Genomic DNA, 13,610 nt, shown 5'->3' with positions numbered 1-13,610 from the left:
CAATCAACCCGAAAAGGAGGACTACTCAATGCAGGAACGCCCAGGAATCATCACCTTCAAGGGGAACCCCATGACCCTCCTCGGTCCGGCGCTGGCGGCGGGGGACAAGGCACCGGCCTTCACCGCCGTCGACACCGGCCTCGCGCCGGTATCCCTGGCCGATTTCGCCGGCAAGGTCAAGATCATCAGCGCCGTCCCCTCACTCGACACGCCGGTCTGCGACACGGAGACCCGCCGCTTCAACCAGGAAGCGGCGGCGCTCCCCGACGGTGTCGTCCTCCTCACCGTGAGCATGGACCTCCCCTTCGCCCAGAAGCGCTGGTGCGCCGCCGCCGGCATCGACCGGGTGAAGACCCTCTCCGACTACCGGGACCGCTCCTTCGGCCTCGCCTACGGGGTGGTCATCAAGGAGCTGATGCTCCTCTCCCGCTCCATCTTCGTCATCGACGCCACGGACACCATCCGGTATATCCAGCACGTGCCGGAGGTGACCAACGAGCCCGACTACGCAGCGGTCCTGGCTGCGGCCAAGGGACTGCTGTAGCTGACTCCATCATGTCCAGAAAAAGGAAAGGCCTGCTCACGATGCAGGCCTTTTTTTATTTCTTCTTCACCCTGAACCCCGCCTTTTCCAGCTTCGCCAGGTCGAGGCCACCGGAGCCCCTCTCCTCCCGGGGAGGCCGCTCCCCCTTGGGCCGTGGCGCTTCCCCTTCCGTTGCCTCGCGGATGGAGAGGGATATCCGCTTGCGGGCCCCGTCCACGGCCAGCACCTTCACCTTCACCACCTCTCCTGCCCGGACCGCCTCGTTGGGGTCTTTGATGTAGCGGGTCGCCAGATGGCTCACGTGGACGAGACCGTCCTGGTGGACGCCGATATCCACGAAGGCGCCGAAGGCAGTGACATTGGTCACCACCCCCTGCAGCACCATCCCCTCCTTGAGGTCGGAGAGTTCCCGAATGTCGTCCCGGAAGGCGGCGGTCTTGAACTCCTCCCGGGGGTCGCGTCCCGGCTTTTTCAGCTCCTCCACGATGTCCCGCAGGGTCGGAAGCCCCACCGCCTCGGTCACGTAGCGCTTGAGGTCGATCCGCGCCGCCAGGGCCGGGTCTGCGGCAAGCTGAGCCAGGGATACCCCCAGGTCGGCGGCCATGGCCTCCACCACAGGATAGCGCTCCGGGTGGACGGCGGTGTTGTCGAGGGGATGCGCGCCACCTCGGATGCGGAGGAAGCCCGCCGCCTGCTCGAAGGCCTTCTCGCCGAAGCGGGGGACCTTCAGGAGCCCCCGCCGGGAGGCAAAGGGGCCCTCCCCGTCCCGTCGGGCGACGATGGCCTTAGCCAGGGACGGCCCCACGCCGGAAACATAGGAGAGGAGCGCCCAGGAGGCAGTGTTGAGGTCGACCCCGACAAAGTTGACGCATGACTCCACCACGTCGTCCAGGGATTTTTTCAGGGCCTTCTGGTCCACGTCGTGCTGGTACTGGCCCACGCCGATGCTCTTGGGGTCGATCTTCACCAGCTCTGCCAGGGGGTCCTGGAGGCGCCGGGCGATGGAAATGGCCCCCCGCACCGTAAGGTCCAGCTCCGGGAATTCCTCCCGGGCGATATCCGACGCGGAGTAGACGCTGGCCCCGGCTTCGCTCACCATCACCACCGGCACCCGCTTTCCCGCTTCCGCCAGGGTCTCTTTCGCGAACTGCTCCACCTCCCGCCCCGCGGTGCCGTTCCCCACGGCGATCATCTCGATATCGTGGGTCTCAACGAGACGCAGGAGCTCCTTCCGCGCCCCGGCGACACGCCCCTCGCCGGTGTGGGGGTAGATGGTCACATGCTCCAGGAAGCGGCCGGTGCCGTCCACCGCGGCCAGCTTCGAGCCGGTCCGCAGCCCCGGGTCGATGCCGAGGACCCGCTTCCCCCCGGCCGGCGGGGCGAGAAGCAGATTCCGCAGGTTCTGGGCAAAGACCCGGATGGCCGCCTCGTCGGCCAGCTTCTTCGCCTCCAGCCGCAGCTCCACCTCGATGGAGGGGGCAATGAGCCGTTTGTAGGCATCCTCGGCTACCCGCTCCAGGAGCGGCCGAAAGATACTCTCCCGGGTCACGAGCCGCGCCCTGAGGCCGGCGTGGATCTCCGCCACCGGCGCCTCGACGGCCAGGAGCAGCACCTCCTCCTTCTCCCCCCGGCGCATGGCGAGCATCCGGTGGGAGGGGACGCTCTTCAACGGCTCCCGGTGGTCGTAGTACATCTCGAACTTGGTGACCGCCTCCTTCTTGTCGCTGGCCACGCGGGACGAGAAGATACCGTCGTCCCCGGTGAGGCGGCGGACAAAGGCCCGGGCGTCGGCATCATCGGCCAGCCGCTCGGCCAGGATATGCCCCGCCCCCTCCAGGGCCGCCGCCGCGTCGGGAACCTCCCGGGCCGGGTCCACGAAGGGGAGCGCCGCCTCCTCCGGCGTACCGGACGAAAGCTCCTGGGCCGCCATGATGTCGGCCAGGGGTTCCAGACCCCGCTCCCGGGCGATGGTGGCCTTGGTTCGGCGCTTGGGCTTGTAGGGAAGGTAGAGGTCCTCCACCTCGGTCTTCTGGCGGGAGCCCTCGATGCGGGCGCGGAGCTCAGGAGTAAGCTTCCCCTGCTCCTCGATGGACTTCAGCACCGTGACCTTCCGCTCCTCCAGCTCGGTGAAGTAGCCGAGGCGCTCCTCCACGGTGCGGATTTCCACCTCGTCCAGCTCGCCGGTCCGCTCCTTCCGGTAGCGGGCGATGAACGGCACGGTGGCCCCTTCCTTCAGGAGCTCCACGGTGTTTTCCACCTGGAACGGCTTCAGGCCGGTCTCTTCGATGATGAATGCAATGATTTTTCTGAGAATGTCGCTGGTCTTACTCATGGTTGGTCCTTTATATGGCTGAATGAAAAGGGGGAGGATACTACCACAGGGAGGAGGCGTTGAAAAGGGCGGGAACGCCGGAAGGATTCAGCGGTGGTCGATGCGGCAGGATCCGCCGTCGCAGGGAGGTGTGCGCCGGGGGAGATACTTCCGGATGCGGGCGAAGCCACGGTAGCCGAGCCGGGCCAGGAGATTCATGCCCGGGACCATGACGAGGGTGCCGAGGAACCCGTAGAGGGTCGATGCCGGGAAGGCCTGCCAGATGGCCCAGAAGGCCTCCACGGCACGATAGACCCGGCCGGTCCGGTCGATGGCGTGCATCTGGGCCATGAACTCGTCGAGGGTGATCCCGTGGGGTGACGGGTCGAAGGCGGGATCGCTGATGTCGACGAAGACGAGGCGCCCCCCGTGGTTCTTGCGCCGATAGATCGCCATCTCCGCCGCGCAGACGGAGCAGGCGCCGTCATAAAAAACCGTGAGGGGGAACTGGGGCGTTGCGGGCATCGACAAACCTCGCAGTCAGATGTTTCCGAAACCTGTACGGGAGAACCGGGCCGCAGCAACCCGGCTCAGGGGTAGAGCCGGAAAAGCTGCTCGACCACGCAGGCGGGCTTTTTCTCCCCCTCGATCTCCACGGTAATCTCGTAGATGATCTGCACCGCCTCACCCAGGGGCTCAAGGGCCGTGAGCCTGGTCCGGGCACGGATGCCGGAGCCGGTCTTTACGGCTGCAGGAAACCGGACCCGGTTAAGGCCGTAGTTCACCCGCAGGCGCATGCCGGGGTAGTTCTGCTCGAACTGGCCGGGGGCGTTCGCCTCGGTGAGAAACGGGAGGAGCGACAGGGTCAGGAACCCGTGGGCAATGGTGGTCCCGTAGGGAGACTCGCGCCGGGCCCGCTCCGGGTCGGTGTGGATCCACTGGACGTCCCCCGTTGCCGCGGCAAAGGCGTCGATTCGCGACTGCTCCACGGTGAGCCAGGGGCCCACGTGGATTTCGGTGCCAAGCTTCGGGGAAAGAAATGCGATGAGTTCATCTGCGGCGGGCATGGGAGCCTCCGGTTATTCAGAATTCAATGCCGAACCCGTGGAGCTGCCGCAGGGCAGTGCCGGCCCAATCCCGGTTGGCGGCGGGGCTTGCGGGGCTCGGGTGGATGATCCGCCTCACCTCCACGTCAAGACCGCTCAGGGCCTCGCGGCAGCGCTCCTCGGCGAACCCTCCGACGCCGATGACTAGACGGGGTTCGAGCAACTCCACAGTCTGGCGCAGGGCCCGGTCGCAGGCGGCGAAGAGTGGTTCCTGCTCCCCGCGGCGCAGTTTGTCCGGAGTGATGTTGCCGCCGTCGGCGGTGAGGAAGAGGAGCGGACAGTAGTTGGCCACGAAGAAGCGGGCGAAAAACCGCTCCGGCGTCCCGAACCGCTCCCGGATGAGCCCCCAGAGGCGCCGGCCGCTCACCTCGCTCCGCCGGCAGGCAAAGCCGTCGACCCGCTTCTTGGGGTGCTCGTCCGCCGGCCTGGCGACCGCGCCGTCGATGCCGAGCCACTCAGTCACCACCCCGATCTCCCCGAAGGGGATGCCGGTCTGGGCCATCCCCCAGGGCCCGGGGTTCATGCCGACGAAAAGGGCTTCCTTGGGAGCGGAGCCGAACCGCGCGAGATAAGCGGCGTGGGGCTCCCGCGCGTAGAGGAGGGGGTTGTAGACGTGGGACACCGGCGCTGAGAAGGAAAGCCCCTCCAGGTCGGCGGCAAGGGCATCGGCTATGGTTACGAGACTGGTCACCGGCTCCCCTCCATGATCCGCCTGATCCGTTCCTCGGTCACCGGATGGGTGGAAAAGTAGTCCCCGAGGGATTTCTTCTTTTCCGCGCCCGCCTCGCCGCTTTTCTTCCGGTGTTCCGCCTCAAGGCGGCCGAGCATGGCGGCGTAACTCTTGAGGGGAATTCCCCGGCGCTTCAGGTACGCCACCGCGGCGTCGTCGGCCTCCACCTCGAAGCTGCGGGAGTAGGAGGCGTCGATGAGGGCCGTCGGCAGCGTGGCGGCCAGGGAGGTAATGGAGGTGATGTCGCCGGTGATGGCGGCAATGACAAGGCCGGTGGCCGAGTTCTGGAGCACGTGACGCAGGGCGTGGCGATGCCGCACATGCCCCATCTCGTGGGCCAGGACCCCGATCAGCTCGTCGTCGCTGTCAGCCACCTCCACGAGCCGGTCCGTGACGACGATGATTCCCGACGGAAGCGCCAGGGCATTGGCCCCCAGCTGGTCGCTCCTGCGGAATTCCAGCCGGTAGCCGGTGGCAAAGGGGAGCTCCCGGGTCATACGGGAGAAGTCCGCCGAAAGCTCACGGCGCCGGGAGTCGGGGAGCCGGGAAGGCGCAAATACGAGCCGGTCGAGCATCGCAAGGCTCTCCCGGCCAAGGGAGACCTCGGTGGCAGGAGGCACGGCCCGCGCGACCCGCTCGGCCAAGGCCGGGATACCGTAGGCCACGAAGCCCCAGACCACCGCCACCGTCACCACGAGGGCCACCAGGGCCAGGGGGAGGCTCCGCTCCCACCGGTGGATGGCGGCCGAGGCGCGCCCTTTCCCCTGGCGCCGCAGGAGTTCGTCCACAAGGCGGGTGTCGCTCACCTCGCAGAGGGCGCCGGATGGGAAACTTACCGACCGCCGCGCCGTGGAAAGCGGGGGGGAGATTACGAGGCGGGAGAGTTCCGTGGAGATGTCCACCCCCTCCCCCGCCACGAGGAGACGGTTCCCCTCAAGGGTGAGACGCACGGTCCGCCGGGCCGAGGTCTTGCCGTCGTAGTAGATGCCGGGGGCCGTCATCACAGGGCCACGTCAATCCCGAAGATGTCGCCGATCTCCTCACCGGCGGCGCCCACGTCTCCCTGGAATCCTGCCCGGAACGCTTCCATGTCCGCCACTCCCTCCACCGACAGGGTCTCGAACCGGTACCGGGCCAGCCGCACCGACGCCCACGGGATCATGAGGCCGAGACTCAGGACGATGGCCGCGGCGTTGGAGAGGTAGAGCCAGGCCATGTCCCGGACACGCATCCGGCTCACGAAACGGCTCCCCGCAATGCTGGTGCTGTTCCAGGTGAGGTTGGCCAGGGCGGTCTGCACATAGACCACGATAAAGAAGTAGAGGAGCGGCAGGGCGAAGGCCATGAGGGCGCCGATCATCATCTGGGTTCGGCGCAGGTCGGCATCGGCCAGAAGCGCCCCCCCCTCGGCCAGGGTGGAGACCACGTAGAAGGCCGCCGGCATCACCACGACGGCCAGAAGCACCAGCCACCCCGCCGCCTTCAGGAAGAGGAAGTAATAATTCTTTCCCGTGGCCGTGAAGGTGAACGGTGTCCGGCCGTAGGAGCTTCGCTCCACCAGGAACTTCTTCTGGCGATAGATGAGATAGGGGAAGATGAGTCCCAGGGTGAACGGCAGAAGGAAGGAAAGGCCGGCGTAAACCACATAGGCCTCCTGATAGTCGGCCCGGAAGGCGAAGCGGAGGCTCCGGTAGCTGGAGTTGCGGCAGGTGAAGAGCCGCGAGCGGACAACGAGCCACGGCACCGTCAGGAAGAAGGCGAAGCCGAGAAGCGAGGAAACGCTCGGCGCGTAGCGGATCCCCGCCGTGTAGACGAGAAACGCCAGGACCCCGATGAGCCACCCCCGGAAGAGAGCCTTGGGATCGGCCAGGTAGTCGAAGGGACTTCCGTCCAAGAGGGTGTTGCCGTAGAAATAACGGCGCTTGCGGACTTTGGCCCAGGCCGAGTAGGCCCCCAGGGTGACAATCTTCAGGAGGGTGTTGACGATCCAGATGCCGAAATACTCCCTGGCCGTTCCGGTGAAGGCGAAGCGGAGAGTGCGGGAGGTCGTTGGACGGCGGGTTTCGGGTGGTGCCGGTGGTTGCAGGGGAGCCGCCACGGGAGCGGAAGCCTCCGTCTGGGGGCCTGAATGGGCGCTCGGTTCAGCCACCCTGGCAAAGACGAACTTCCCGCCACAGCGTGGGCAGCTCACCCTCGCCCCGTCGGGAATGGTCCCGGCAGGCATCTCCTTGGTGAATCGGCAATGGGGACAGCTCACCATCTCCATGAAAGCCTCCCCCTTCATTCCACCACGAGCGTTTCACCGCCCGCCTCAACCCGGTCACCGGCCCGGAGCTTCCTGCCGCGCCGGGTTTCCACCTCGCCGTTCACCCGGACTTCCCCCTCGGCGATGAGGATCTTCGCCTCGCCGCCGGAGGCGACGATATTCTCGGCCTTCAGGAAGCTGTCGAGCTTTATGTAGTCGGTTTCTATCTTCATCTCGTGATAATGCTCCTGTCTCTAGCAGTCCAACACGGTTGTCTTTGTAGCACTTTTTTGCTATGAAGAGGAGATTTTTCACACACAAGGAGATTTGCCATGCTTACCACATCCGACTTCAAGCGGGGCCTCGTCATCAAGCTCGACGGCGCGCCGTGCACCATCCTCGACGTCCACTTCCAGTCCCCCTCGGCCCGGGGCGCCAGCACCATGGTCAAGACCAAGTACCGCAACCTCCTGACCGCCCAGGTGCTGGAGAAGACCTTCCGCTCCGGCGACAAGGTGGAGGAGGCCGACTTCGAGCGCCACAAGGGGCAGTTCCTCTACGCCGACGGCGACCGCGGTATCTTCATGGACCTGGAAACCTACGAGCAGTTCGAGATGGATGCCGAGGCCTTCGGGGCGATCCAGCCGTACCTCCTGGACGGTACCGAAGTGGTCCTCGGCCTCTTCCAGGAGCGCCTGGTCAGCGTCGACCCGCCCCAGGTGGTTGAGCTAACCGTCACCGACACACCGCCGGTCATCAAGAACGCCACCGCCACCGCCCAGACCAAGGAGGCGATCCTCGAAACCGGCCTGACGCTTCAGGTTCCCCCCTACCTGGAGGTGGGAGAGAAGATCAAGGTCGACACCCGCGACTGCCGGTTCATCTCCCGGGCGTGACCCCCAGCACGAGGGCTGAAAATCCTCGTGCCGGCGCCATAATAGACGAAAAAGATATTGACACATTCTCGGCTTCGAGCTATAAGTTAAAGCTCTTTTCGCCCAGATAGCTCAGTCGGTAGAGCAGAGGACTGAAAATCCTCGTGTCGGCGGTTCGACTCCGTCTCTGGGCACCATTCATCAATGAAATTAAGGGGTTGCGACACCGGTCGCGGCCCCTTAATTTTTTCTAATGACTGGTTGTGACTGGTAAGTTTTCCGCACGTCTTCGATGCTCGTGACAACAGAAGGTTTTTTAACGGGTTCACGCTTTTCAATTCGTCCTTCAGCGATTGCCTTTTTCGCATGACGACTTACCGTTGATTTATCTACACCGAGTTCTCGAGCAATATCCGACTGATTCTTACCCTCTTGCAACATTCGCACGATTTGCTCACTGGTGTCCTGGGAGCCCATCTCCCTATTGACTACCCAGAACGCTCCTCCGTCTTCGTCGGCCAGAAGTTGCGCACGGAACGGATCCGCATCCTTACCGTACAAAGCACGAAGCTTTTCGTAATGCACCTCAAAACAAGCGCCCATACTTGGCACATAATCATCGGGCTTACGCAGGCCTATGACGGTATCGAGAACATCTTCGCGCTTTGAAGTTCCGCGTTGCGTACCATTCTTTCCGGAGTGATGAACCAATAAAATTGACCTTCCTTGAGCCCGATGCCGTAGCACCCATTCCTGCATATGAACCCAACTCTCAGATTCGTTCTCACGCCCGTTACGACACATACATGACAGGTTATCGATAATGATTACCTCAGCATCACGGATTATCTCGTCGATTTCAGCCTGGCCTTCCCTTGTCGCCAGATCAGGCATTCCAGATCTCTGGAAATCAGGCGTTAGAATACGAAAGTAATCATCAGCCGGCAGGGACTTCGGAACATTTTTCATGATAGATACCAACCGTTGTTGCAAGTCCCTTGCTGACATCTCACCGTCAATATACAGAACTTTTCGCTGTTTAGGAGCATTCCACCCAAGGAAATCCCCCCCGACTCCCATCGCAACCCCCATCCCCAGAGCCACGTGAGTTTTTCCAATTCCACGCCAGGCATGGAGCATGCTGACTGACTGCGTCTGAAGAATCGGATAGAGCAAGTACTCTCTGGGTGGCAACTCAAGTGAAAGCATCTCCGAAAGAGTCAATGTCCTGCATTTACCATCGTGAGCTTGATTCTTGCCATCAGCCTGTCCCGGCGTCTCAACAGCTGAACTCTTGCTTTCGATTATGCTCCCGTCGGACCAGACAAGCCGAACAGCCCCCAGTTGATCGTTCCTGCAAGGCAATAGCACCTCTCGCTTCATTGCATCAGCAACGCTAGGATCCTTCACCTCCCCATCATCCATGCCGAGACGTAGTCCATGAAACTCGCCAACAGTTCCCGACTTCCCACATTCACTGCATTCGAAATAGCCAGTACAGACATCCACTTTCAAGCCGTAGCCCCTACCGACATGAAATGGACAACGTGACACAGCCGACATCTCCTCGACAAAAATCAGCCCTCCCTTCAATTCGTTTTTGTAGTACGGGTAAAAATCTTTACTGTTACTGTTCTTTTTCATTGAGCACCCCCAGAGTTTTTTTGTCACACATGAATCTACTGCCCGAGGGTGCAACACCTCTGGAGGAAGACGCCTGATAGAGAACCCAATACAACTTTCAACACACTGCAATCATTAGACTTTCAATAGGCTAGAGATCTGCAATGGATGGTAATGGAAAGTGATGGGGCTGTTGGGGAGGAGATGTGGTAGTTGTTGGAATGATGATCTTGAAGAGCCATGCCAGATGCTTGGTTTCAAGATTGTCGGTATTCCCGCTCAGTCGTTCTAATAATCGTGACTCAAAGCTTCACTGAATACGCACGCCGAACAGGTAAAGCCTTTTGAGTGTTTTTAGAGCATAAATGCCGGTATTCGTGTCTGGGCCAGCAAGTAATTCAGTAATCCCTTGAACCGCCTCCCCATCCAGCCAATTGCCGAGCTTGCCGAGCGCCTCGACTGCGGCAATCCTTACGAATGGTTCCTCATCACCAAGGCGAGCCACGAGTTCGTGCACCGCCCCCGCATCAAGACGATCACCGAGATTGCCGAGCACTTCGACCGCGGCAATCCTTACGAATGATTCCTCATCACCAAGCCGAGCCACGAGTTCGTGCACCGCCCCCGCATCAAGACAATCGCCGAGATTGCCGAGTGCCTTGACTGTGGCCGCCCGTATGCGAAATTTCTCATCACCAAGCAGAGCCACGAGTTCGTTCACCCCCCCCACATCAAGACGATCGGCGAGCTTGCCGAGTACTTTGACTGCCGCAATCCGTACGGATGATTCCTCATCACCAAGCAGAGCCACGAGTTCGTGCACCGCCCCCGCATCAAGACGATCGCCGAGATTGCCGAGCACTTCGACCGCAGCAATCCGTACGAATGAGTCCTCATCACCAAGCCGGGCCACGAGTTTGTGCACCACCCCCGCATCAAGACGATCGCCGAGATTGCCGAGCACTTCGACCGCAGCAATCCGTACGAATGAGTCCTCATCACCAAGCAGGGCCACGAGTTTGTGCACCACCCCCGCATCAAGCCGATCACCGAGCTTGCCGAGGGCCTCGACTGCGGCCGTCCGTACGCGAGATTTCTCATCACCAAGCAGAGCCAGAAGTTCGTTCACCACCCCGGCATCAGGCCGATCGCCGAGCTTGCCGAGCACTTTGACCGCGACAATCCGTACGTGAAAGTCCTCATCACCAACCAGGGCCACGAGCTTGCGCACCTCCCCCGCATCAAGACGATCGTCGAGCTTCCCGAGGGCCTCGACTGCGGCCGTCCGTACGCGAGATTTCTCATCACCAAGCAGGGCCACGAGCTTGCGCACTACCCCCGCATCAAGACGATCGCCGAGCTTCCCGAGGGCCTCGACTGCGGTCCACCGTACGGTAGAATTCTCATCACCAAGCCGAGCCGCGAGCTCGTGCATTGCCCCCGCATCAAGACGATCGCCGAGATTGTCGAGCGCCTTGCCTGCGGCAGTCCGCACCTGAGATTTCTCATCACCAAGCAGGGCCACGAGTTTGTGCACCGCCTCCGCATCAAGACGATCGCCGAGATTGCCGAGTGCCTTGACTGCAACTATCCGTACTTGAAAGTCCTCATCACCAAGCAGGGCCACGAGTTCGTGCACCGCCCTCGCATCAAGACGATCGCCGAGATTGCCGAGCACTTCGACCGCAGCAATCCGTACGAATGAGTCCTCATCACCAAGCAGGGCCACGAGTTTGTGCACCACCCCCGCATCAAGCCGATCACCGAGCTTGCCGAGCACCTCGATTGCGGCCGTCCGTACGCGAGATTTCTCATCACCAAGCAGAGCCAGAAGTTCGTTCACCACCCCGGCATCAGGCCGATCGCCGAGCTTGCCGAGCACCTCGATTGCGACCCTCCCTACGAAATGGTCCTTATCACCAAGCATGGCCACGAGCTCGTGCACTATCCCCTCATCAAGACGATGGCCGAGCTCGCCGAGTGCCTCGACTGCGGCCAACCGTACAGAATAGTCCTCATCACCAAGTCGGGCAACGAGCTCGTGCACTGCCGCCGCATCAAGCCGATCACAGAGGTTGCCGAGTGTCTTGACTGCGGCCCTCCGCATTTTAAAGCCCTCATCACGTACCCAGGCCAAGACTTCGCAGACATCCAGCTGTAGGCCAAAACCAACCAGCGCGGTGCTGGCCGCCTCACAAAATGGCTCTTTTTCTGCAAGCTCCAACAACTGCTCCTTGATTTCTTGGGTGAGTGTTGGTGTGGGCTTCTCGATCTCCGGGGCACAGCGCGCCGCCAGGAAGAGATTGGAGTGAATGACGTTGTCAGGCTCAGCAAGGATCCGCTGGATGATCGACTCCCCCAATAGTCCAGCAAGAAATCGGATAACCTCCGCCCACTTCGGGTGCCAACGCTCCGTGAGAATGCGATTGATCTCCTCGGGCTTGTCGGCTGCGTACTGGGCGGCAAGGAATTCCTGAAATGACTGGTGGGTAAAGAAAAGAGCCTCCTCTCCTCGATCGAGCACCCGATTCACGAGACCAAAGGTGGTGAGGTCATTGAGCGAAACCCGCGCATCCTCTGAATAGAGCTTGGCCGGCACCTTCTGGATCTTAGGTTGCTCATCCGCCAAGGCGAGAAAGGCGAATTCCTTGAGCTGCGCCCGAATCTTGCGCGAAAGGTCCGGCTCGTCGAGATAGCGCGGCCGATTCGGCTCATGCTCAGCCAGGATGTGCTCGATGAACTTCCCGTAGAGCTCCGTCCGTGTTGCTGTCTCCTTGAGCTTCCCGGCCAACGCCAGTTCACGCACCATAGAGGCCAGCATCGGCACCTCGACAAGATCAGCTGCCAGTGCGCATACTCTTTTCACCTGGGAATACCGCTCCCCGAAGTAGCGACGCTGATCCTTGGGCGAGAAGGGCTTCAGGCGCAGGAACGTGAGCTTCGGATCGTTTTCGATCGCCAGCACCGCCGAGGGGCGAGAGGTGATCAGCACCGGGCTCCTTCCCGCGACCGTAAAGGCGATTTGTGCAAGGGCAGAGGGCTTTCCCTGGATCTGGTCCAGCCCGTCGAACAGAAACACGAACCGTTTCTCTTTCTCTGCCCGCACGAAGAAGTCTGCGCAATCGACTTCAAGGAATTCGTCTGCAAGACGGTCGGTGATCACAGCTCGCAGATCCTTCCCGCTCTTGGGATTGATCCGTTCCAGATCCTGGCAACTCATCAACAGCGGCACCACGGACGTGCGGCGCACAAGCTCTGCCGCCAGCCAGTGCACGAAGACGGTCTTCCCCATCCCCACATCCGAGCTCAGAATGTAGCTCTGTCGCAGGGGGAGCAAACGCTTTGGATCGAACTCGTTCCATTTCCGGCCATGCTCGTGGGCCTTCGCCTCGCCTCCAGCTTCCCTCTCACGTCGCTCCGGGGTCACGCCGCAGTCCAAATTCAGGGGGATGAAGGGAGCATGGTGCATCTTCTCCTCGAGCTTCGCCTGAGCCTCCTCTCCCAGGCGCCTGCGGATCTGCTCGAACACATCGTGGGCGGACCGAAGCTCGGGCCAAACATCGAACAGCGGACGAAGCGGCACGATGAAGGCCTGGGTTGCCCGGTGCTTGGCGTAGACCAACCCGATTACTTTCTGGAGGCGCTGATCGACGACGGGAGCCCCGCTGTACCCCCCATTAACGTTTTTGAGATTGAGCCCCGTAATCGGATAGGCCTCGAGCCCTTTAATCGGCGTGGGAGTGAGTGCTCCCATGCTCCCCTTGAATCCGATCCCGGACCCGTCGAACTGGCCTGCGGGGTAGCCGAAACTGTGCAACTCGTCACCCAGTTGCACGCGCCAGTTCACGTCCAGCGGTAGATGGGGCCAAGGCGAGCCCTCACCTGATTGAAGGCGATGGAGCTTCAGTACCGCCAGATCAGCCTGCTTTATCGAGCGATCAAGACACAGGTCAGCCGTGATGCAGTTCCCCTGATAGAAAACCTCGCCGGTTTCACATCCGACCTTGAGCCACTGCGCAATGACGTGCCAGCAGGTAAGGACGTAGCCCTCGGGATGGCAAAGGAAGCCGGTTCCTTCAACCTCTCCGGCAGGGTTCAACACCTGAACCAAATAATGTCGGAGATCGCCGATCTCTCCTCTCATCACTGGGTACACTCCGTTGCATGAATTAGCAA

General features: G+C 61.7%; 11 protein-coding genes and 1 tRNA gene. 3 read left to right on the top strand and 9 right to left on the bottom strand.

Annotation, left to right across the window (positions count from 1 at the left end; translation table 11 throughout):
• Positions 1-28: 28 nt before the first annotated feature.
• Positions 29-544, top strand: coding sequence for a thiol peroxidase (gene tpx / locus RCH91_RS10140; RefSeq protein ID WP_306534725.1), 516 nt, complete (start codon positions 29-31; stop codon positions 542-544).
• A gap of 55 nt (positions 545-599) precedes the next feature.
• Here the strand turns inward: tpx and RCH91_RS10135 are convergent, their stop codons facing one another.
• From RCH91_RS10135 to yaaA, 7 genes are all read right to left on the bottom strand, one after another.
• The gene (locus tag RCH91_RS10135) at positions 600-2,876 is read right to left on the bottom strand and encodes a Tex family protein (RefSeq protein WP_306534724.1); all 2,277 of its coding nucleotides are present in this window, start codon (positions 2,874-2,876) and stop codon (positions 600-602) included.
• 87 nt (positions 2,877-2,963) lie between these two features.
• The gene (locus tag RCH91_RS10130; RefSeq protein ID WP_306534722.1) at positions 2,964-3,380 is read right to left on the bottom strand and encodes a thiol-disulfide oxidoreductase DCC family protein; all 417 of its coding nucleotides are present in this window, start codon (positions 3,378-3,380) and stop codon (positions 2,964-2,966) included.
• A 65-nt stretch (positions 3,381-3,445) separates the two neighbouring features.
• Positions 3,446-3,922 (bottom strand): MaoC family dehydratase, encoded by a 477-nt coding sequence (locus RCH91_RS10125; protein WP_306534721.1) that lies wholly within the window; start codon positions 3,920-3,922, stop codon positions 3,446-3,448.
• A 16-nt stretch (positions 3,923-3,938) separates the two neighbouring features.
• Positions 3,939-4,652, bottom strand: coding sequence for a uracil-DNA glycosylase family protein (locus RCH91_RS10120; protein WP_306534719.1), 714 nt, complete (start codon positions 4,650-4,652; stop codon positions 3,939-3,941).
• Positions 4,649-5,692: a M48 family metallopeptidase gene (locus RCH91_RS10115; RefSeq protein ID WP_306534717.1), complete on the bottom strand. Its 1,044-nt coding sequence runs from the start codon at positions 5,690-5,692 to the stop codon at positions 4,649-4,651. Before RCH91_RS10115 ends, RCH91_RS10120 begins: the two co-directional genes overlap by 4 nt.
• Complete coding sequence (locus tag RCH91_RS10110; RefSeq protein ID WP_306534715.1) at positions 5,692-6,957, bottom strand: YjgN family protein; 1,266 nt, start codon at positions 6,955-6,957, stop codon at positions 5,692-5,694. The genes RCH91_RS10115 and RCH91_RS10110 overlap by 1 nt, the downstream gene beginning before the upstream one ends.
• Before the next feature lie 14 nt (positions 6,958-6,971).
• Positions 6,972-7,169: a S4 domain-containing protein YaaA gene (yaaA, locus tag RCH91_RS10105; RefSeq protein ID WP_306534713.1), complete on the bottom strand. Its 198-nt coding sequence runs from the start codon at positions 7,167-7,169 to the stop codon at positions 6,972-6,974.
• A 99-nt stretch (positions 7,170-7,268) separates the two neighbouring features.
• Between yaaA and RCH91_RS10100 the strand changes: the two genes are divergently transcribed.
• Positions 7,269-7,832: an elongation factor P gene (locus tag RCH91_RS10100; RefSeq protein WP_306534712.1), complete on the top strand. Its 564-nt coding sequence runs from the start codon at positions 7,269-7,271 to the stop codon at positions 7,830-7,832.
• Between the two features lie 100 nt (positions 7,833-7,932).
• Positions 7,933-8,008 (top strand) — tRNA-Phe (locus RCH91_RS10095).
• 43 nt (positions 8,009-8,051) lie between these two features.
• Here RCH91_RS10095 and RCH91_RS10090 read toward each other — a convergent pair.
• Both RCH91_RS10090 and RCH91_RS10085 read right to left on the bottom strand, forming a co-directional pair.
• The gene (locus RCH91_RS10090; protein WP_306534710.1) at positions 8,052-9,455 is read right to left on the bottom strand and encodes an AAA family ATPase; all 1,404 of its coding nucleotides are present in this window, start codon (positions 9,453-9,455) and stop codon (positions 8,052-8,054) included.
• Positions 9,456-9,744: 289 nt separating this feature from the next.
• Entirely contained in the window at positions 9,745-13,578 is a 3,834-nt protein-coding gene (locus tag RCH91_RS10085; RefSeq protein ID WP_306534708.1) for a HEAT repeat domain-containing protein, read from the bottom strand.
• Between the last annotated feature and the right edge of the window lie 32 nt (positions 13,579-13,610).

The sequence above is a fragment of the Geobacter sp. genome, from assembly GCF_030834625.1.
Taxonomy (GTDB): Bacteria; Desulfobacterota; Desulfuromonadia; order Geobacterales; family Geobacteraceae; genus Geobacter.
The sequence above is the reverse complement of the archived record's forward strand: the minus strand, read 5'-3'. Positions and strand labels throughout refer to the sequence as shown.

Coding starts and splice junctions, on each gene's coding strand:
- RCH91_RS10135 (WP_306534724.1), bottom strand. CDS start 2,876: ATGAGTAAGACCAGCGACATTCTCAGAAAAATCATTGCATTCATCATC.
- RCH91_RS10130 (WP_306534722.1), bottom strand. CDS start 3,380: ATGCCCGCAACGCCCCAGTTCCCCCTCACGGTTTTTTATGACGGCGCC.
- RCH91_RS10090 (WP_306534710.1), bottom strand. CDS start 9,455: ATGAAAAAGAACAGTAACAGTAAAGATTTTTACCCGTACTACAAAAAC.
- RCH91_RS10125 (WP_306534721.1), bottom strand. CDS start 3,922: ATGCCCGCCGCAGATGAACTCATCGCATTTCTTTCCCCGAAGCTTGGC.
- yaaA (WP_306534713.1), bottom strand. CDS start 7,169: ATGAAGATAGAAACCGACTACATAAAGCTCGACAGCTTCCTGAAGGCC.
- RCH91_RS10110 (WP_306534715.1), bottom strand. CDS start 6,957: ATGGAGATGGTGAGCTGTCCCCATTGCCGATTCACCAAGGAGATGCCT.
- tpx (WP_306534725.1), top strand. CDS start 29: ATGCAGGAACGCCCAGGAATCATCACCTTCAAGGGGAACCCCATGACC.
- RCH91_RS10085 (WP_306534708.1), bottom strand. CDS start 13,578: ATGAGAGGAGAGATCGGCGATCTCCGACATTATTTGGTTCAGGTGTTG.
- RCH91_RS10115 (WP_306534717.1), bottom strand. CDS start 5,692: ATGACGGCCCCCGGCATCTACTACGACGGCAAGACCTCGGCCCGGCGG.
- RCH91_RS10100 (WP_306534712.1), top strand. CDS start 7,269: ATGCTTACCACATCCGACTTCAAGCGGGGCCTCGTCATCAAGCTCGAC.